The 20,503-nt window shown below is 35.9% G+C and carries 14 protein-coding genes; 13 read left to right on the top strand and 1 reads right to left on the bottom strand.

Annotated features, from left to right (window positions below):
* The first annotated feature begins 36 nt into the window (after positions 1-36).
* From LNP81_RS21570 to LNP81_RS21545, 6 genes are all read left to right on the top strand, one after another.
* Entirely contained in the window at positions 37-1,569 is a 1,533-nt protein-coding gene (locus LNP81_RS21570) for a sialate O-acetylesterase (RefSeq protein WP_230039358.1), read from the top strand.
* A 242-nt stretch (positions 1,570-1,811) separates the two neighbouring features.
* Complete coding sequence (locus LNP81_RS21565) at positions 1,812-2,882, top strand: glycoside hydrolase family protein (protein WP_230039357.1); 1,071 nt, start codon at positions 1,812-1,814, stop codon at positions 2,880-2,882.
* A 100-nt stretch (positions 2,883-2,982) separates the two neighbouring features.
* Positions 2,983-3,312: an L-rhamnose mutarotase gene (gene rhaM / locus LNP81_RS21560; RefSeq protein ID WP_230039356.1), complete on the top strand. Its 330-nt coding sequence runs from the start codon at positions 2,983-2,985 to the stop codon at positions 3,310-3,312.
* A 35-nt stretch (positions 3,313-3,347) separates the two neighbouring features.
* Positions 3,348-4,637 carry a DUF4861 domain-containing protein gene (locus LNP81_RS21555; protein WP_230039355.1) on the top strand — a complete coding sequence of 430 codons (1,290 nt, stop codon included), beginning with the start codon at positions 3,348-3,350 and terminating at the stop codon, positions 4,635-4,637.
* A gap of 452 nt (positions 4,638-5,089) precedes the next feature.
* The gene (locus LNP81_RS21550; protein ID WP_230039354.1) at positions 5,090-6,418 is read left to right on the top strand and encodes a rhamnogalacturonidase; all 1,329 of its coding nucleotides are present in this window, start codon (positions 5,090-5,092) and stop codon (positions 6,416-6,418) included.
* A gap of 318 nt (positions 6,419-6,736) precedes the next feature.
* Positions 6,737-6,913, top strand: coding sequence for a histone H1 (locus LNP81_RS21545; RefSeq protein ID WP_055095391.1), 177 nt, complete (start codon positions 6,737-6,739; stop codon positions 6,911-6,913).
* 348 nt (positions 6,914-7,261) lie between these two features.
* Here LNP81_RS21545 and LNP81_RS21540 read toward each other — a convergent pair whose 3' ends face one another.
* Positions 7,262-8,761: a rhamnogalacturonan acetylesterase gene (locus tag LNP81_RS21540; RefSeq protein ID WP_230039353.1), complete on the bottom strand. Its 1,500-nt coding sequence runs from the start codon at positions 8,759-8,761 to the stop codon at positions 7,262-7,264.
* 536 nt (positions 8,762-9,297) lie between these two features.
* On the opposite strand from LNP81_RS21540, the gene LNP81_RS21535 reads away from it, so the two are divergent.
* The 7 genes from LNP81_RS21535 to LNP81_RS21505 all read left to right on the top strand — a co-directional run bounded on the left by LNP81_RS21535 (position 9,298) and on the right by LNP81_RS21505 (position 20,489).
* Positions 9,298-12,708: a DUF4450 domain-containing protein gene (locus LNP81_RS21535; RefSeq protein ID WP_230039352.1), complete on the top strand. Its 3,411-nt coding sequence runs from the start codon at positions 9,298-9,300 to the stop codon at positions 12,706-12,708.
* A gap of 601 nt (positions 12,709-13,309) precedes the next feature.
* The gene (locus tag LNP81_RS21530; RefSeq protein WP_230039351.1) at positions 13,310-15,436 is read left to right on the top strand and encodes a hypothetical protein; all 2,127 of its coding nucleotides are present in this window, start codon (positions 13,310-13,312) and stop codon (positions 15,434-15,436) included.
* Positions 15,437-15,760: 324 nt separating this feature from the next.
* Positions 15,761-17,614, top strand: coding sequence for a rhamnogalacturonan lyase (locus tag LNP81_RS21525; RefSeq protein WP_230039350.1), 1,854 nt, complete (start codon positions 15,761-15,763; stop codon positions 17,612-17,614).
* Positions 17,615-17,892: 278 nt separating this feature from the next.
* Positions 17,893-18,354, top strand: coding sequence for a hypothetical protein (locus LNP81_RS21520; RefSeq protein WP_230039349.1), 462 nt, complete (start codon positions 17,893-17,895; stop codon positions 18,352-18,354).
* Between the two features lie 16 nt (positions 18,355-18,370).
* A complete protein-coding gene (locus LNP81_RS21515; RefSeq protein ID WP_230039348.1) occupies positions 18,371-19,069 on the top strand; it encodes a hypothetical protein in 699 nt (232 codons plus the stop codon).
* A gap of 6 nt (positions 19,070-19,075) precedes the next feature.
* A complete protein-coding gene (locus tag LNP81_RS21510; protein ID WP_230039347.1) occupies positions 19,076-19,789 on the top strand; it encodes a DUF1266 domain-containing protein in 714 nt (237 codons plus the stop codon).
* Positions 19,790-20,126: 337 nt separating this feature from the next.
* Positions 20,127-20,489: a hypothetical protein gene (locus tag LNP81_RS21505; RefSeq protein ID WP_230039346.1), complete on the top strand. Its 363-nt coding sequence runs from the start codon at positions 20,127-20,129 to the stop codon at positions 20,487-20,489.
* Positions 20,490-20,503: the final 14 nt, after the last annotated feature.

Raw genomic sequence — 20,503 nt, 5'->3', positions numbered from 1 at the left:
TTTAAATTTAAAGTTTTAGTATTTAAAAATATTCTAATGATTTACTTAAAAAGACTTCTCTTAATTCTACTGGTTTTTAGTACAAAAAACGCTGTACTGGCACAGGTTAAATTGCCCGCTTTAGTTGCTGATAATATGGTGTTGCAGCAAAACACAAAAGTTAATTTATGGGGATGGGCAGCTCCAAACGAAAAAATAGCCATTCATTTAGGATGGAATAATCTTCCTGTCGAAGTTGTGGCTGATGCCAATGGAAACTGGAAAACAGCAGTAAACACACCAAACGGAAGTGACAAGGCCTACGATATTACCATCAATGCATCAAATAATATCTCTTTAAGAAATATTCTAATCGGCGAGGTATGGCTTTGTTCAGGCCAGTCGAATATGTTTTTTCCTGTGGGAAGAGAAGATAAAACCTGGAAAACCGGAGTTAAAAATTACGAAGAAGAAGTCAAAAGCGCCTCTTTCCCTAATATCAGATTGTTTACCGTTGCCGTAAACGCGACACAAACACCAATTGAAGATGTTACCGGAAGCTGGAAAGTGTGTACGCCTGAAAGTATTCAGACATTCTCTGCCGTAGCCTATTTCTTTGGCAGGGATTTGTATCAAAAACTAAATGTACCTATCGGGTTAATCACGACTTCCTGGGGCGGAACAAAAGCAGAAGCGTGGACAGCGCAAAGTGTTTTAGAACAAGATGTTGCTTTTTTACCCATTTTGCAGGAAGATGCAAAAAACGAAAAAGCATATCAGGAAAAACTCGAAACTTATTATTTAAGTCTTACCAACGAACGAATTGCAGCTGCTCAAAACGCCGAGAAAGGACAATTAAAAAAGCCTAAAAAAGAAGCCAACAAAACCTCGTATGTATTATATAATGCAATGCTTCATCCTCTGGTAAATTATACGATAAAAGGTGCTATTTGGTATCAGGGCGAAAGCAATTCCGGAAAAGCCTATTTGTATCGATCTTTATTTCCCGCAATGGTAAAAAGCTGGAGAGAAGAATGGAAACAAGGAGATTTCCCTTTTTATTATGTACAAATTACACCCCACAAAGGACAAAATGCCGAAATACGCGAAGCACAATTAATGTCTTTAAAAACAATTCCGAACAGCGGAATGGTTGTTACCACAGATGTTGGGGACGCCAATAATATTCACCCAATAGACAAACAAACTGTGGGTTACAGACTCGCTTTAATCGCACGCGCTAAAACTTATGGAGAAAATAAATTGGTGTATTCAGGACCTGTTTTTAACCAAATGAAAATTAAAAAACAAAAAGCACAACTGTTTTTTGATTACGCAGAATCGGGTTTAAAGCAAAATGGAGATCATCTAAAAGAATTCGAAATAGCAGGAAATGATCAGGTTTTTTATCCGGCAGATGCCAAAATTGAAGGAAAAACAATTGTAGTTTCTTCTGCAAAAGTAAAAGAACCCGTTGCCGTTCGTTTTGCCTGGAAAGCCATACCGGAGCCAAATTTATTTAATAAAGAAAATTTACCCGCGTCACCTTTTAGAACAGATGATTGGGAAATTAAAACAGATAAAAAATAGGTTTAGCGCTTTGAACTTTGTCAAAGTTTGTATAGTATGCCATTTTGAGGAACGCATCAACATTACTAAAATTTGACAAAGTTACTATAAAGTTTGTCATTCCGAGGAACGAGGAATCTCCGTTAGTAGTTCGCCAAAGATTGTTAACTTACTTTATCGAGTTTCTTGCGAAGATCCCTCGTTCCTCGGGAAGACAAAAATGTGTTTACCAAAAGAGTAGCAAATCTTAAATTCAAAAAAAAATGAATAGAAGACAATTTATAATCGGAAATTCTCTCGCTGTTATGGCGATATGTCTTCCATTTTCGGCGAAAGCCATTACTTTATGGGATGATCCAAAGCTTTCTGATTTCGAAAAAAGACTTCGACCAGTGGGACGCGCTTTAGAATTCGAAGATTATTATGTTTGGTGCAACAGCCCAATTGAAGGTCCGGATGGTAAAATTCATGTGTTTTTTTCCAGATGGCCCAAAGCAAAAGGAATGAGCGGATGGATCAACAGTTCTGAGATTGCACATGCAGTTGCTAATAATCCTGAAGGACCATATGAATATGTCAGTACAATTTTAGCACCGCGAGGCGAAGGTTTTTGGGATGCTACAACCTGTCATAATCCAAGTATTCATTTTGTAGACGGAAAATATGCCTTGTTTTTCATGGGAAATTCCAACGGAAAAATGAATACCAAACGCATTGGTTTAGCCACTTCCGATTCTCTTTTTGGACCTTGGCGAAGACCCGATGAACCGTTATTGCTTCCTGCAAAAGAAGGCGAATGGGATGATCTTTTAACCACAAATCCTTCGTTTTTAAAACGTCCAAACGGTGAATATTGGCTGTATTATAAATCATTGGATACAGAAAATTACGAACATCCAAAATTTCCCGTAAAAGGCAACAGAAAATACGGACTGGCGATAGCTAAATCCCTTCAAGGACCTTATAAAAAATACGAACACAATCCGGTAATTGATTTCTCTAAACTGGGAGACAACAAACAATGCGAAGATGCTTTTGTATGGTATGAAAATAAGAAATTCAAAATGCTGGCAAGAGATATGGGCGTTTTCGGGATCGATTACGGATTGTACATGGATTCTGATGACGGAAAGAATTGGAGTGATCCTCAAATTGCCTATCAGCCCTTAAACAAATATATCAATCAGCCCGAAGCGCCCAAACATTTAAATCGGTATGGTAGGGTAGAACGTCCGCAGTTATTGTTCCAAAACGGAAAAGCGACTTATTTGTTTACCGCTTCGCAAGGAGGAAAATACGAAACAGCTTCGGCATTTATTTTTAAAATAGTTTAAAAGGTGCTGATGAAACGCCTTTTTGAGACAATGCAAAACCTATGTATCTATGTGTTTAAAAAATTACGCCCAACAAAAAAAACAAAAATCATTAGAAAAAATGGAAAATAATACAACAGTAAGAAATGCTTTTACGATGAAATTAAAACCGGGTTTTGAAGCCGAATATAAATTACGTCACGATACAATCTGGCCTGAATTACAAACTTTACTTTCAGAAAGCGGAATTCAGGATTATAGTATTTTTTTAGACGAAATAACCTTAACACTTTTTGCAGTTCAGAAAATCAGTAAAGATTTTGATGTGAATTTTTTGCCCAATCATCCAATTGTAAAAAAATGGTGGAGTTATATGGGGGATATAATGGAAACAAATGCAGATAATTCGCCAAAAACAATTGTGTTAAAAGAAGTTTTTCATTTGGATTAAATGATTAAATTGTCCCTCAAATAAAAAGAAAAAGAATGAAAAATACTATAAAATTTTACACGCCTATTGCATTATCAGTATTGATTTTTGCAAACTGTAATGCACAGAAAAAAGCAAACTCAAATACAATTGTTTTAAAAAATACTTCAAATATAGAGGTGACTCAAAAAGCTATTTCGATAAAAAGAAACCAACTATCTGTAAATAACCAAATAGGAACTTATCCTATCTTAATATATAAAAACGATACAATTCCTGCACAAGTTAATGATTTGGATGGAGACGGAAAATGGGATGAATTATTTATCGTTACTGATTTTTCTCCAAAAGAAGTAAAAACTACAACCTTAAGATGGTCAGATACAGATCCTAAATTTTCAATAAAAACGAGTGTAAGATTCGGAAAGAGAGAAGCTAAAAACCTGCCTGTTCATCCTGCAACCGATGAAGTTTTGATGGCCAATCAGGTACATAAGAAATTAGGTTACCAAAAATATCAAACCGACGGCCCATCTTGGGAAAATGACAAAGTAGGTTTCAGGCATTATCTTGACGGAAGAAATTCAAAAGATGTTTTTGGAAAAAAAATACCGGCTATTACACCAGAAGATGTTGGTATAAACAGCAAAGGAGCTGTTGAAGACAATTATCATGTGATGTACGATTGGGGAAGAGATATTTTTCCTGTCGGAAATTCAGCCGGACTTGGAGGTTTTGCTTTACTGATCGATAATAAAATCAACAGACTTGGAATTATTGGAAGCGATACCATAAATAATATCGAAAAAACAACATTCAAAATCGTAAGTGAAGGTCCGGTAAATTCGGTTTTGAGCTATAACTATCAAAATTGGGAAGCTTCAGGAAATAAATATCAGGCACAAGAAACTACATCGATTTGGCCTGGAATGTACGGTTATAAAAACACTATTTCGGTTAATGGTTTAAAAGGAAAAGAAACGCTTGTAATTGCATACTCGAATTTAAACAATCAAAACCCTTTGCAGGTAATTAATGCCGGAGATTTTGTATGTTTCATATTACACGATAAACTGACCTACGAACGCCAATGGATTCTGGGAACTGCTGTAATTGTACCAAAAGCGGTATATAAAGGTTACATCGAAGCACCAAAAACAGGAAAACTAACAGATTCTTATTTGATAAAACTCTCTGCAAAAAACAATCAGCAAGTGAGTTATTACCCAATAGCGGGCTGGGAATTAAGCGCAGACAGTAATTTTAAAGATTCAGCGTATTTTACCAATTACGTCACGACTTTAGCTAAACAATTATCAGCTAAAATTAAGGTTGAGGTAAAGTAAACGCCTAGTTTGTCATCCTGACGCAGGAAGGATCACACTCGAAACTCGACAAAGAATGACCGTTCAGTTTGTCATTCCAAGGAATGAGACTCGAGCGATAGCGAACAAACGAAGTAGATCACACTCGAAACTCGACAAAGATTGTTAACCGTTCAGTTTGTCTATCCCGAGGAACGAGGGATCTCCGCAAGAAACTCGACAAAGTAAATCGCTAATCTTTACGGAGTTTCTTGTGTGATCCTTCCTCTGTCAGGATGACAAGATTGCTGAGAACTTTGACAAAGTTGAATAACGACACAATTAGACGAAAATATTATTATGAAAACTAATGCCCTAGCCCCGATAGAAGTGGAAATCCTTTTGTGTTCGCCGGGGCGGACAGAAAAGATTGGAACGAATAGCGGGATTAGCTCCTAAAAAAAATAACTAACTAACACTAACACATAACCAAAATGAAAAATATTTTTAAAATTTTAATCTGCATCATAGGATTTTCACAGAGTTCCTTTGCGCAGAATTATGCAAATGATACATTTCCGGATGGAAGTGAAATCACCAATTGGTTTAAGGATTATTCTAAAATTCAGTTGAAAGATCTGGGCAAAAAATACATTATTACAGATTTTGGAGTAGGAAAGGACAGTACCAAAATTCAAACCGTTGCCATTCAGAAGGTAATCGATAAAGCCGCTGCAAATGGCGGTGGAGTTATTATTATCCCAAAAGGAGTTTACTTAAGCGGGGCATTGTTTTTTAAACCTAAAACTACTTTATACGTTTCAGAAGGCGGAGTTTTGAAAGGTTCTGATAATATCGCCGATTTCCCAATAATGCCATCGAGAATGGAAGGGCAAAATTTGGATTATTTCCCCGCTTTGGTCAATGCATACGGAGTCGATAATTTTTCGATTTCGGGAAAAGGAACTATTAACGGAAACGGAAAAAAGTATTGGGATGCTTTTTGGGCGCGACGCAAAGAGAATCCAAAATGCACCAATCTTGAAGTTTCAAGACCCCGATTGGTTTTTATATGGAACTCTAATAACGTGCAGCTTCAGGATGTAAGACTGATTAATTCCGGTTTCTGGACGAATCATTTTTATAAATGTAATAATGTAAAACTGCTTGATCTTTATATTTTTTCTCCTCACATTAGCTCAAAAGCGCCAAGTACAGATGCAATCGATATTGATATTTGCACTAACTTTTTGGTAAAAGGCTGCTATTTGTCTGTTAATGATGATGCAATTGCCTTAAAAGGAGGGAAAGGACCTTACGCAGATCAGGATAAAAACAACGGACCCAATGCCAATATTATCATCGAAGACTGCAATTTTGGATTCTGTCATTCAGCGCTAACAAACGGAAGCGAATCTATTCATAACAAAAACGTTATTATGCGTAATTGTAAAATAGACGGCGCTTCGAGATTATTATGGCTCAAAATGAGACCGGATACACCACAGCGATATGAATACATAAGAGTAGAAGATATTAAAGGTGAAGCTAAAACCTGTCTGGCTGTTTTTGCCTGGAAACAATTTTTTGATTTAAAAGGACGTCCTGATGTTCCGTTATCGTACGGAGACCATGTTACTTTAAAAAATATCGATCTTAAGTGTGATACTTTTTATGGAGTAGAAAATGATCCAAATGTTCGTTTATCCAATTTTACGTTTGAGAATTTAAATATTCAGGCAAAGAAAACCGAGATTGATAAAAGCATAATAAATGGAGTTAATTTTAAAAATGTTTACGTGAATAAACAGTTAGTAGAGTAATTTTTCCCCAAATTCTCAGTTAAATTAAGGTTGATATTGGTCGAAATGTTAAAATTTCAGGTCGTTTTTTGAAATTTAGATAAAAAATAACAAATTATTTTCAGTCGTTTTTTAGGCCTCGTGTAAGCCTCTCTTTTTATAGTTGGTAAAATAAGTGATTGATTAGTAGTTGTTTGGTTCTTCTGAGGTTCGCAAAAAAAAGTGAGGTAAATTTAATGTTAACGCGAACCCTGAAAAACACTGATAATTTTAACGTGAAATATGTTGTAACTATCAATCAAACTTTTATTTTTGCGACTTAATTTAATCATTATAAGCATGAAAGATCTATTAGTAAAAATCAACGCCGAAATTGACACATTTAGAGCAGAAGCTGAATCTTTAACAGAAAAAGGTGTTAAAGCTGCTGGACCAAGAGCTCGTAAAGCTACTTTAGAAATTGAAAAACTTTTAAAAGAGTTTAGAAAAGTTTCTATCGAAGAATCAAAAAAATAATATTTTTATTCAAAATAAAACCTCGTTTAAGCAATTAAACGAGGTTTTTTTATGGGATAAATTTGAGGTTAGAAGTTGGAGGTTAGAAGTTAGAGGTTAGAAGTTAAAAGTTAGAAGTTATGATGAATAAAAATTGTCAAGCAACCCATAACCCATAACCCATAACACATAACCCATAACTCAAAACTCATAATTCATAATTCATAACTCATAATTCATAACTCATAATTCATAACTCATAATTCATAACTCATAATTCATAACTCATAATTCATAACTCATAATTCATAACTCATAATTCATAACTCATAACCCATAACTCAAAACCCATAACTCAAAACTCATAACTCATAACACATAATCCCTAAGTCCACAGTCTTTTAATTTTTTAATGCTTTCCGCTACGGTCAATGCATTTAGATTAGCACCTTCTGCGCCAGTGTGCGTATGATCTTTTGGGAAAAAGACTTTTACTTTTTCTTTCCCTAAAGCTTCATATTTAAGAGCAACTATTTCATTCAAATCGATATAGAAAACTTTTTCCTTTTCGGCAGCTTCTTTCGACCAATTACCGTACGTATCACTTCTTCGCTCTACTTTATCGTTTGGCCATTCATTTCTTGGCGTTTGGCTCAAAACAATAGGTATAGCACCTTTTTCTTTGGCTTCACGAATAAACTTGGTCATGTACCATCCAAAAGTATGTACAATTTCTTTCGAGCCATCTGCAAGAGTAACTTCCTGCGTTTCGTCGCCATTTCCTTTAAGGGAACCCCTAAATTTTTCCTTATCAATAGCCCCGGCATCATTATGCCCAAACTGAATTAGTATATAATCACCGGCTTGTAACTGATTTTTAACTTCATCCCAAAGGCCTTCATGATCAAAAGTTCGGGTACTTCTGCCACCTCTGGCTTTGTTAATTACTTCAATTCTGGTCGTATCACAATACGTAGGAAACGAAACTCCCCAGCCCACGGCATTTTGATCATCATTATTATTGGCCATTGTAGAGTCTCCAACTAGATACACTTTCTTTTTGGCAGGAAGCACAATTTTTGGGTCTTTTAAAATATAATTTTTCAAAGAGTTTTTGCTTTCTTTTAATTGATCAATAATTACCGAAGTAGAAAGTACCGCACCTTTTGCTGAGGTATGCGTATGGTCTTTTTTATAAAAGTAAGTTCCTGTTACTTTTTGTTCGCCCAGTTTTTCCATTTCCAGAGCCATTTTATCATTCAAATCTATAAAAGTAACTTTCTCTTTTTCTGCAACTTGTTTGGCCCATAAACCATATGATTTATTGTTTCGGGGTACTTTTCCTTCTTTCCAGTCGTTTCGCGGAATCGGAGAACAAACAATCGGAATCGCTCCTTTTGATTTTGCTTCACGAATTACCTTTTGAATGTACCAGCCGTAACTGTGAACAATTTCATGTTTTTTGGTCAGGATATTATCGATTTCCTGAGTTTCGTTTCCGATTCCTTTGATCGTTCCGCGTGCACGAAGACTATCGTTTAAAGGCCCATCATCATTATGCCCAAACTGAATCAGGACATAATCTCCTTTTTTGAGTTTATTTAAAACCGCAATCCACAAACCTTTATCCTGAAAAGTTCGGCTGCTTGTACCGCCCAAAGCATGATTTTCGATATTGAGTTTTGTAGTATCTAAAAATTGACCAATATAATCACCCCATCCCCAAAGTCCGCCGGAACCATCGCCTTTGCCATTTTTTACAGTAGAATCGCCCACCATAAAAACAGTTGGTTTATTCTCTTGTTTTAATGTGAAATTGAAAAATAGGAAAGCCAGACATAAGAAAGAAAATAGTTTAATTGATTTCATGAAATATGATATTTTGTTTAAAAGTAATTGTTTAATAGGTTTTAATAATCGTAAATCAAAAAGACTAAACAAAAGTTCGACTTCGCTATCAATGAAGTTTTAATTTCAAGCCACTCGTTTCACTGCATACTTTTTTCGCAATCCCTTAGCGACCTCAAAGCAAAGCGAAATAAAAACAAAACCTTGCGTCCCGAATCTTCGGGATTGCGTAAACCTTAGCGCTCTTTGCGGTAAAAATCATTTACATTTTCAGGCTAAGCGAAGCGAAAGCCTAATCAGAAAACCTGAAACTTTTTTTATAGCATAGTTAATTTGATGTTATTTCAAAACTAGTTGTTCTGTTTTTATAAAGTATCCTGTACTATGATGTTAAAAAATAAGAATATTATAAATTATTATATTGCGAAAATCAGGTAGGTACAGGATACTATACCACTAAAAAACAAAGAAATTGCATCCACGTTACAGCATTCATAAAATTAGAACAGAATAATTTTATTATCCGAATTTAAGGATAATTCATTTTTTACAACGCTATGAAAATTAAAAAACAATCTATTCAAACCCTGGCAGCTTTATTTATAATGTGTTCACTCGTTACTTTTGGACAAGAAAATAAAACACCACGCAAAATACACTACGTGCCGGAGGGAAATAGTTTTGTTTTAAAAAATGGTACCCGAAAATTCAACAGAGCGTTGTACGGTTCTAATACAGGATTTAGGGTAGAAACAGGCGATTTTCCTGAGTTTGCAATGTATATGCCGGGTATGGGAGGAAACTTAAAGTTAGGTCTCGTAAATGGAAACGAAAGCAAATGGATTACCGAAACTTCAAAAATTGATACCCGATATGTTTTAGGCATAATGCATTATACCATTGAAGACCCGATTTTAGGAAACGGAAAATTATTTGTAGATGTCGTCGCTTTAAAAGAAAGCGAAGGTTTTATCGTAAAAGTATGTGGTAAAAACGTATCAAAAAATAGCAGTTTAATTTGGGCTTTTGGCGGAGCAACCGGAAAAAAGTTTAGCCGTGACGGCGATATTGGTGCTGATCCTGAATCGGTTTTTTATCTGCAGCCTGATTATTGTATCAATAATAAGTACACGATCAAAAAGCAATCATTTCTGTTAGAATATGGTTCAGAAAGCAACAAACAAAAAACAGGAAACAATAAAAGCCTTAGCGGATTTTTCCCTGAATCTGTCGCACATTTAGCCAATGCAAAGTCTCAGAAAACTCCATTAGAACTTTACAATTCAAATCCCGAATCGCTGAGTCTCATTACAGGAAAAATAAAATCGATTAGTGAGAAAGGGGATTATTGGCTGTTTTTGGCAGAAGATTCCAAAACAAATTACAACCAGAAAAATATAGCACAACTTTACGAAAAGTCAGTGCAGCAAACACAGCTTTTGGCCAATAGAGTAAAAGTTTCAACTCCTGATCCTTATATCAATACTTTAGGAGCTGCCCTTGCCATCGCTGCCGACGGAATTTGGGAAATTCCAGCCTATCTTCATGGCGCCATTGCCTGGAGAATGTATCTAAATGCCTGGCGAGGAGCTTACACCGCTGATCCTTTAGGCTGGCATGATCGTGCAAAAACGCATTTTACCAGTTACAGCAATTCGCAGGTAACAAGTCCGGAAAGTGGCCCGATTGTGTTGGATGAAGAAAGAAATTTAGCGCGCCAAAAAGAAGAAATAGGAACCTCGATGTTCAGTAGCGGATATATCAGCAGAAGTCCGAATAAGAATAACGTTGCGCATCATTACGATATGAATCTGGTTTTTATAGATCAGATGCTCAAACATTTTAAATGGACAGGTGATACGGCATTCATAAAGGAAATGTGGCCAACAATCCAGAGGCATTTAAACTGGGAAAAAAGAAATTTCGATCCAGATGGAGACGGATTATACGATGCATACGCTTCAATTTGGGCGAGTGATGCCTTGCAATACAGCGGGGGCGGAGTCATACATTCTTCGGCGTATAATTATTATGCGAACAAAACAGTTGCCCAAATCGCAAAGAAAATTCAGCAAGATGAAAATCCGTTTACCAAAGAAGCAGCCAAAATTCTAAAAGCAACAAACAGTCAGCTTTGGGTGGCCAATAAAGGAATTTTTGCCGAATATAAAGACGCTTTAGGAAACAGATTATTGCACGATACCCCTGGAATCTGGAGCATTTACCACACGATCGATTCAGAATTATCGAATCCTTTCGAGAGTTATCAAATGCTGGATTATGTGAATAATCAGATTCCGCATATCCCGATCTCGGCAGAAGGATTAGACAAAAAAGACCTTTATGTCATTAGTACCACCAACTGGCAGCCTTACACATGGTCGACAAATAATGTGGCATTAGCGGAACAATTGCATACCTCTTTGGCATTTTGGCAAGGCGGACAATCAGAAAAAGCTTTTACAATGTGGGAAAGTGCTCTGGTAGAAAGTATGTATTTAGGAGCTTCGCCCGGAGGTTTCGAGCAGCTTTTATATCAGGATGCGATGCGTGGCGAATTGTACCGCGATTTTGCCGATCCTATTGGTATGGCTTCAAGAACTCTGGTCGAAGGACTTTTTGGGATTCAGCCGGATGCTTTGGCTGGGGTTTTAACCATTAAACCCGGATTTCCTCAAAAATGGAATGAGGCTTCTTTACAAATTCCAGACATCTCGATTGATTTTAAAAGAGAAAATAAAGAAGAGAAATACCAGATCAAAAATCAGTTTTCGGCTAAAATGAATTTAAATTTGGTTTTGAATTCGTCTTATGAAAGTGTGGAAATTATTACTGTTAATGGAAAATCAGTTTCATGGAAATTGATTCCCGAAAACATCGGAAATCCAAAAATAAGTATCGAAGTTCCTTATAATACCTCTTATGAAATTACCATTAAGTGGAAAGGAGATTTAATTGAAAATGTGATATCAAAAGAAAATTATACTGTAAATGAAATATTAGAATTGAAAACTTCTAAAGCAAAAATAATTTCAGTTTACGATCCGCAATTAGTTTTAAGCGAAATTTCCAAAACAGAAAATTCGCTCAAGGCAAAAGTGAATTCGGCAGGTGATAAACTCTTTTTTGTAGAATTGAAACAGGGAGAATTATCCTGGTGGAAACCCATTCATGTAAATGTAAAATTAGATAATATTTCTAGCAAAGAAGCCACAAACTGGGACGCGCCATTGGACAAATCCAAACGTGCAGAAACAATTTCGCTTGCATCATTTTTCAATTCAAAAGTGACGGATATTTTCAATTATGAATATTTATCGCCAAGACCGCAAACGGTGACTTTACAATTACCCAAACAAGGAATCGGGAATTGGTGTTATCCTAATATTTCCGTAAAAATCGATGACAAAGGTTTACGCGAAAAAGCAAAAGCCAACGGACAGATTACAACTCCAAACGGAATTCCGTTTCAAACGCCTTCTGATGAAAATCAAAAAAATATCATCTTCACATCTATGTGGGATAATTTTCCTGAAAGTATCAATATCCCCTTAAACGGAAAAGCGTCACATGCGTATTTCATGCTTGCCGGAACCACAAACCCAATGCAAAGCCGCATCACAAACGGAGAAATTACCATTAATTATACGGATGGGACTTCGGAAATTCTGCCTCTAAAAAATCCTGAAAACTGGTGGCCCATCGAGCAGGATTATTTTATTGATGGCTTGGCTTTTACAACCGATGCGCCAAAACCGCCAAGAGTTTATTTTAAAACAGGAGAAATTTCGAGAGATTTCAAAGATTTTAAAACCATAAAAGGATTCACCAGTTATGGAGTCGATGGCGGCGCAGGAACGATTTTAGATTTACCATTAGATAAAAATAAAACATTAAAAAACCTGACTTTAAAAACCATTGCCAATGATGTAGTGATTGGTTTGATGAGTCTGACTTTGGTGAGGTGATTTTTAGAATAAAGAGTAAAGAGTAAAGAGTAAAGAGTAAAGAGTAAAGAGTAAAGAGTAAAGAGTAAAGAGTGTAGAATATAGATTTTAGAACATAGATTTTAGATTTTGAAATAGAAATTTTAAGCTCCAGAGGAGCGATATATTTATAGAAACATTTATAGCGACTATCATTCGAGTCCCGTAGGGACGACATATAAATCTAGCCAATAAGAAAATTAGATAATGATAAAAATAAAAATATAAAACCGCTTAAAATTTTACCACAAAGAACACAAATTTTGTTATCCCGATTCTTATGATAAAACCAAATATTTTTTTTCAGGAGCTAATCCCGCTATCCGTTACAATCTTTTGTGCCGAACCCCGGCACAAAAGGATTTCCACTTCTATCGGGGCTAGGCCAATCATTTTTATAACAATATTTTCGTCTAATTTGTCATCCCGAGGAACGAGGGATCTCCGCAAGAAACTCCGCAAAGCTTTGTATTGATAAAGCTTTGCGAACTTAATTTTTTACAAATATTATTAGATAAAAAAACCTTGCGCACTTTGCGGTTAAATTTTTTTTATCTCAACCTGAAACTATAAACCTAACCAAATGAAAAAACATCTATTAATAATTATATCATTATTCTCGATTTCATTGTCGGCCCAACAGAAAATTGATCGAAAAGCATTAGTAACAAGGCATAATGTACAAATTACGGCTATCGATACTTTGGCTTCGCTCACTGTTGGTAACGGTGCTTTTGCTTTTACTGTTGATGCTACCGGTTTGCAGACTTTCCCTAAAAAATACCAAAACGGAATTCCTTTAGGAACACAATCAGAGTGGGGTTGGGACAGCTATAAAAATACCAATAATTATAAATTTTCAGAAACCCTGAGAGATTACAAGCAATACGGACGAGATATTTCATACACGGTTCAGATAAAAGAACCAGCCAGAAAAGTCGAAGCGGTGAATTGGTTTCGCCAGAATCCGCATTTATTGCAATTGGGAAATTTAGGTTTTGAGATTACCAAAAAAGACGGAAGTCCGGCAAAACCCGAAGACATTAAATCGATTGCCCAAAAACTGAATTTATGGACAGGAGAAATCGAAAGTTATTTTGAAGTAGAAGGTATTCCGGTCACCGTTCTTACGGCTTCTCATCAGGAAAAAGATGCTATTGGAGTAAAAGTAAAATCAGATTTATTACAGCAAAAACGTTTAAAAATTAGTTTGAGAATTCCGTTTCCTACAGGAGATTGGGCAGATATGGGAACAAAATACGAAGGAAAGCAGGATTATAAAAGTGCTCTTGTCGAAAAGTCTAAAACAGAAGCTGTTATTACCCATGCAATGGACAGTATTTCATACAACGTAAATTTGAACTGGAAAGGAAATGCACAAATTAAAAAAACTGCAGATCATTATTTTGTGCTCGAAGCAGTCAATACCAATACCTTAGAATTAAGCTGTCTTTTTGCTTTAACAGATAAAAAAATATCCAATTCTTCTTTCGCAGAAATTGAAAGCAGTAGTATAAAAGGTTGGGAGCAATTCTGGAAAAGTGGCGCTGCGGTAGATTTTTCAGGAAGTACAGATCCGCGTGCAAAAGAACTGGAACGAAGAGTAATCCTTTCGCAATATTTGACGAAAGTTCAATGTACAGGAAAAGTGCCGCCTCAGGAAACGGGTTTAACGTATAATAGTTGGTACGGAAAACCGCATTTAGAAATGCATTGGTGGCATGGTGTTCACTTTGCCCTTTGGAACCGACCTGAATTGCTGGAAAAAAGTTTACCGTGGTATCAGAAAGTTTTTGATAAAGCCAAAAATATAGCAAAAAGACAAGGTTTTGAAGGCGCAAGATGGCAGAAAATGGTAGATGCAGACGGGAATGAAAGTCCGTCATCTGTAGGTTCATTTTTGATTTGGCAGCAGCCACATTTTATTACCTATGCTGAATTGATTTATCGCGCTAAACCCACCACAGCGACTTTAAATTTATATAGCGAGCGTGTTTTCGCAACCGCAGATTTCATGGCTTCTTTTGCCCATTACGACAGCAAAACAGATCGTTATGTTTTAGGTCCGGGTGTTATTCCGGCTCAGGAACGTTTTAAAGCAATGGAAACTTTCAATCCAACATATGAATTGGCGTATTGGAACTGGGCTTTGAAAACAGCAATCGCCTGGAAGAAAAAATTAAACCAAACAGTACCTGAAAAATGGGAAAACGTTTTGGCGAAATTATCTTCGTTACCAATGTTAGATCAGGTATATCTGGCCACAGAAAGTGCCAAAGATTCGTATACCAATCCGGAATTCAAAACAGATCATCCATCTGTATTAGGAACTTTCGGGATGCTTCCGGAAACATCGCTTTTAGATAAAAAAATCATGAAAAATACTTTCGATTTGGTTTGGAAAACGTGGACATGGGATAAAACATGGGGATGGGATTTTCCAATGACAGCCATGTCGGCAGCACGTTTACAAATGCCCGAAAAAGCAATTGATGCATTATTCATGAATGTAACGACGAACACTTATTTGAAAAACGGACACAATTATCAGGCAGAAAGATTAACACTTTACCTTCCCGGAAACGGGGGATTGTTAACCGCTGTTGCCATGATGTGTGCCGGTTGGGATGGAAGCACAGAACCAAACCCAGGCTTCCCAAAAGACGGAACCTGGAAAATACAAAGCGAAGGATTTAAAAAGATGTTTTGATTTAATGGGCCACGTGTTAGACGGGTTTGAACGGATTGTCGCAGATTTTTTATTTATTTTTTTTGAGCTTAAATATTCTCACACAAAGCCGCAAAATAATAAACTTATAAAACAAACTTTGCGCCTCTGCCTCTTTGCGAGAGATTAAAAAAAAATCAGTTCAAACCAGTCAAAAACCGCGTAATCCGTGTGCGATGATAAACAATATAAAAATAAAAACTTTGCGCCTCTGCGTCTTTGCGAGAGATTTAAAAAAAAATCAGTGCAAACCAGCTAAAACCCGTTCAATCCGTGGCCAATAACTAACCATAAAAAACACCAATCATGAAGAATAAAATTTTACTATTATTTCTTTTATCAACTTTAGTTTCATTCGCTCAAAGGCAAATGGAAAACCTGGACCGTGGCGTTATTGCAGTAAAAGACAAAGGTCAGTTTTTTATAGGATGGAGAGTTTTAGGGACTGATCCTGATAATCTTGCTTTTAATTTATATCGAAAAAGCGGCACTAAAAAAGCCGTTAAACTTAATGACAAACCTATTCTGGGAGCTACTAATTTTGTAGATACCAAAGCCAATAGCCAGGAAGAAAATACCTGGTTTGTAAAAACAGTTCTTAAAGGAAAAGAAACCGATGCAAAAGGAAGTTTTACCATTGCTGCTCAAAGTCCGGATAAAGATTATTTATCTATTAAACTAAAACCGGTTGAAGGATATATTCCAAATGACCTTTCGGTGGGGGATTTAGACGGAGACGGAAGATATGATTTGATAGTACACATGACCGGAAAAGCACATGATAATTCACATACCGGAATTACAGACCCACCCATATTTCAGGCCTATACTTTAGACGGGAAATTTTTATGGCAGATTAATCTCGGAAAAAACATTCGCGAAGGCGCACATTACACCCAGTTTATGGTGTATGATTTAGATGGTGACGGAATTTCGGAATTTGTCTGTAAAACTGCTGACGGGACTACCGACAGTGAGAATAATGTTGTGGGCGACGCTTCAAAAGACTGGGTAGAACGCGACCCGAATTCGCCTATTTTGGGTAAAATTCTAAAAGGCCCTGAGTACCTTTCTGTTTTTGACGGAAGAACTGGAAAACTAATTACCACCGTTGATTATATTCCGGAACGTGGTGATCTTGCCGGTTGGGGCGGACATGGCGGCAGCGGAGGAAATGATACTAAAGGAAACAGGATTGATCGTTTTACGGCTTGTATCGCTTATCTTGACGGCGTTCATCCAAGTGTGGTAATGTGCCGTGGTTATTATGGAAGAACCGTTTTGGCAGCCTGGGATTTTAAAGATAAAAAATTGACTTCAAGATGGGTTTTTGATAGTAAAGATGCCGATAATCCGTACTCCGGAATGGGAAATCACGGACTAACGGTCGCAGATGTGGATAATGACGGAAAAGACGAAATTATCTACGGATCGATGTGTGTGGATGATGATGGAAAAGGTTTGTATACGACAGGTTTTAGACACGGAGATGCACTTCATGTTTCAGATCTTGATCTTGATGTTCCCGGCTTGGAAGTTTTTGGAATTCACGAAATAGAAAACGGAACTACAGGTCCGGGCGTAACACTGTTTTCTGCTGCTGACGGAAAAGTATTGTTTACCGGTTCTATAAACGAAGATGTTGGGCGAGGAGTTGCAGACAATATAGATCCAACCCGAAAAGGAGCGCAATGCTGGTGGTCAGGATCTCCTTTTTTGCATGACATGAAAGGAAACGAAATAGGAAAAGCACCAAGCTCTATCAATTTTTTAATTTATTGGGATGGAGATTCTTCAAGAGAATTACTGAACTCAAATTACATCGACAAATACAACGCAGGCCGATTATTTACTGCAACAGGCGCAACATCAAATAATGGTACAAAATCTACGCCAGCACTTTCTGCAGATATTTTAGGGGACTGGCGCGAAGAATTAATATTAAGATCTGAAGATAATACAGAACTTAGAATTTATTCGACTACAATTCCAACCGCAATAAGACAATATACTTTGATGCACGATCCGCAATACAGACTAAGCGTTGCATGGCAAAATGTGGGATATAATCAGCCGCCACATACTAGTTTTTATATGGGAACAGGCATGAAACCTGCACCAAAACCAAATATTGTACTGGTTAAATTTCAGGATAATTAAACGGTATTTTTCGTGAATATTAATTTTTTGTAACGTTAAGTTTAACATTAAAACAAAAAAGAATATACATTTTAGAAATTAGATTTTGTGTTTTATTAAAATGCAAAATCTAATTTTTTTTATTGTCTATTGTAAGAAAAATTAAATATATTTGAACAAAAATGTTAAAGAAGCTTTTAATAATATTCTTTTTTGAGTGTTTTAACATATCATTTTTTGTTGTTGTAAATTAAATACTAATCCAAATAAACCCAAAAAAAATACTAAACCAATAAATTATGATTTACCTGAAAAAAATTCTATTAACAACGATTGTTACTTTCTGCTCTTACAATTTGGCTTTAGCCAAAGCAAGAATACCAATTGGTAAAATTGACAAATTAGAAATTGTATCAGATTTACCCAATACAGACGAATACCTCTCAAAAGAAGAATCAAATACACATTTAGATCTTGCCCGATTGCATCAGGAATATAGTATTGCCTGGATTCCGGTTTGGATCACACAGGAACCAAAGCTGGTATTGGCAAAGCCGGATTCTGACAGATATTACGAACTCTCTGATGAACAGCTTGAAAAAATAATAAATACCAATAAATTAGATAAAGAGCAATTACTGAAATTAGGATTTTATACGCAATATGGCGGAAAAATAATTCTGTTTTTATTAGTATGCTTGATTCTGTATGGCATTTTTGGAAAAGACAAAAACAAAGACGTAAAACCAATTAACCTTTAATAAATTAAATTAAATTATGAATCCACTTTTTTTAATTCCCGTTGTATTAGTAATTGCCGGTATCATTTTTATGGTATACATGAACAAAAAGCATGCAGCCGCAAAATCAGAAATTGACTTAGATCTTGAAAGAACAAAATACGATCTTCATAAAGAAGAAGTTTTAAAACAAGATTTTCAGCAATTAACACAATGGTTAAAAGGGAAATCGATAGATGCTTACACCTCCGGATCTGTTCCTCAGACCAAAGCAAATAAAGTTCAGGAAGTGGTAACTGACGGAATTAAAAATGTTGCCCTTTCTGCTGTAGGCGTAAAATTGCAACGCGTAGAAACCGAATGTTTCTGGGTTTTGAGCGGTAATGATTTGCATTTTTTTAGTACTGATGCTGTTGGAGAATTAGACGAGCATGTTGTTTTTGATAATTTCCGTATCGAAGATGCAAAACTTGAATATGGCGGTATTTTAAAATCACAATTAGGATTGTACTCAAAATCTTCTGAAGAATATTTGCCAAAAACTCATATCATTACATTCAATATAGATGGTAATCCTTTGGCACTTGAAATTCACGACAGATTGCATTATGTTCCGGATCCAACAGATATTTTTAATTTGAACAAACAATTATTAACAAGAGCAAAATATCAGGTAGTAGGAGAGAATTTCGTAAAAGTATTACAAAACAAGTTTCCAAATCTACAAGTAGCATAAAGACAAATGGGCATATTTTCAAAGATTTTCAATGCGTTTAAAAGCATTCGATTAAACGATAAAAATGTAATAGTTGGTCAGCAATTAGATTATTTATTAGTTAGTGCTATGTATGCTGAACAACAATCTGCCTATCTTAATTCGTATGAAACCGGACTTAGTAAATCGACATTAAAGACGCTTTTAGAAGATTATTGGAGTATCTATGATAAAGAGGCTGCCGCAGAAATACTTTTGGATCTGCAGGACAGAAATCAGGATCAATATATCGAGGTCGTTTATGATGCTTTCGAAAATAAAGAGAACTACGTTACGATTTTAAAGTCGAATTTACCTGCCGAAGAAGAAATCTTCAAGAAGTATCTAGATATATATCGTAATCTTAACAATGTGGTGCCTGAGCTTATAGAGCAAAATGTTATTAAAGATTTTGTGCAAATAAAAAAGATCAAAGATGCGGCATGGAATTATGGCAGAGGAGCATTTTTATCACGTTGTTGTTATGAGGCTGGTTATCTTTCTGAATTAGAGATGAAAGAATATCTGAGAAAATCATTTACTGAGCTTAAAAAATATTGTACTACATGGGAAGAATATACCATTAGTTACATATTTGGAAGAGCACTTTGGGGAGGCCCAAACAACAGCGGAATGATTCAAATTGCTGATGATCTGCTTCATAATGCAAAAAGTCCTTTAAAAGATAAGAAGTATTTGTAAACGCAAATTCATCCTTTTTAAAGAAGAAAATAATTAATCAAAAAAAAGAGTCGCAAAGTAAAGTGTTTACACGAATAACTTTGCGACTTTTATTTCTATGATTCAGGATTATTAGAAATTGAAAAAGTTGATAATCCAATAGTAAATGTTTTAGATCCAAAATCTTTAACTCTATATAATTTATATTAAATTCAGTATTAAAGTCGGAGACTTTCAGAGTTTTTCGTTTTTCAGTTACATTTGTTTAAAATGGCGCAAAGTCAGAGACATTTGCGCAGCTCGAATAAGGAACACTTCGGAGAGCAGGGGGGGTAACGCCATAGGAAAAGCTTCTACCATGAGCTCACTAAGCAATTCCGTTAGAGCTACGGCTACAGAATTATCAACGTCTGGAAGTGTTCCTTCCACTGTTGTAGGTGCTGAATTAAATGGTCAGACTATGATTGCTACTAGTGGGGCGCCTCAATCAGTCATAGCGCCTCAATTAGAAGGTGTTGTTGGCGAGTTAGGTGGTATAGGTACAAAGACAGCTACAGGAAATACAGTTGGATGCTGTGCAGAATTCCAAGCTGGAAATAATTTGTTATTGGAAAATCCAAATGCATTACCAAATCAAATTAATTTTACCAATGCGATAAGACCAAGAACTGGTCAAACTATACCGATGTGTGATAACTGTAAAACAACTTTTGGAAAATAATTAAATACAAAAAT

It is taken from the genome of Flavobacterium piscisymbiosum (genome assembly GCF_020905295.1).
GTDB classification, from domain to species: Bacteria; Bacteroidota; Bacteroidia; order Flavobacteriales; family Flavobacteriaceae; genus Flavobacterium; species Flavobacterium piscisymbiosum.
The sequence above is the reverse complement of the archived record's forward strand: the minus strand, read 5'-3'. Positions and strand labels throughout refer to the sequence as shown.

What these genes read in the sequence shown, in the direction of transcription:
- LNP81_RS21510 (WP_230039347.1), top strand. Translation starts at nt 19,076, where the DNA reads ATGGGCATATTTTCAAAGATTTTCAATGCGTTTAAAAGCATTCGATTA.
- LNP81_RS21570 (WP_230039358.1), top strand. Translation starts at nt 37, where the DNA reads ATGATTTACTTAAAAAGACTTCTCTTAATTCTACTGGTTTTTAGTACA.
- LNP81_RS21520 (WP_230039349.1), top strand. Translation starts at nt 17,893, where the DNA reads ATGATTTACCTGAAAAAAATTCTATTAACAACGATTGTTACTTTCTGC.
- LNP81_RS21555 (WP_230039355.1), top strand. Translation starts at nt 3,348, where the DNA reads ATGAAAAATACTATAAAATTTTACACGCCTATTGCATTATCAGTATTG.
- LNP81_RS21525 (WP_230039350.1), top strand. Translation starts at nt 15,761, where the DNA reads ATGAAGAATAAAATTTTACTATTATTTCTTTTATCAACTTTAGTTTCA.
- LNP81_RS21530 (WP_230039351.1), top strand. Translation starts at nt 13,310, where the DNA reads ATGAAAAAACATCTATTAATAATTATATCATTATTCTCGATTTCATTG.
- LNP81_RS21550 (WP_230039354.1), top strand. Translation starts at nt 5,090, where the DNA reads ATGAAAAATATTTTTAAAATTTTAATCTGCATCATAGGATTTTCACAG.
- LNP81_RS21535 (WP_230039352.1), top strand. Translation starts at nt 9,298, where the DNA reads ATGAAAATTAAAAAACAATCTATTCAAACCCTGGCAGCTTTATTTATA.
- LNP81_RS21565 (WP_230039357.1), top strand. Translation starts at nt 1,812, where the DNA reads ATGAATAGAAGACAATTTATAATCGGAAATTCTCTCGCTGTTATGGCG.
- rhaM (WP_230039356.1), top strand. Translation starts at nt 2,983, where the DNA reads ATGGAAAATAATACAACAGTAAGAAATGCTTTTACGATGAAATTAAAA.
- LNP81_RS21505 (WP_230039346.1), top strand. Translation starts at nt 20,127, where the DNA reads ATGAGCTCACTAAGCAATTCCGTTAGAGCTACGGCTACAGAATTATCA.
- LNP81_RS21545 (WP_055095391.1), top strand. Translation starts at nt 6,737, where the DNA reads ATGAAAGATCTATTAGTAAAAATCAACGCCGAAATTGACACATTTAGA.
- LNP81_RS21540 (WP_230039353.1), bottom strand. Translation starts at nt 8,761, where the DNA reads ATGAAATCAATTAAACTATTTTCTTTCTTATGTCTGGCTTTCCTATTT.
- LNP81_RS21515 (WP_230039348.1), top strand. Translation starts at nt 18,371, where the DNA reads ATGAATCCACTTTTTTTAATTCCCGTTGTATTAGTAATTGCCGGTATC.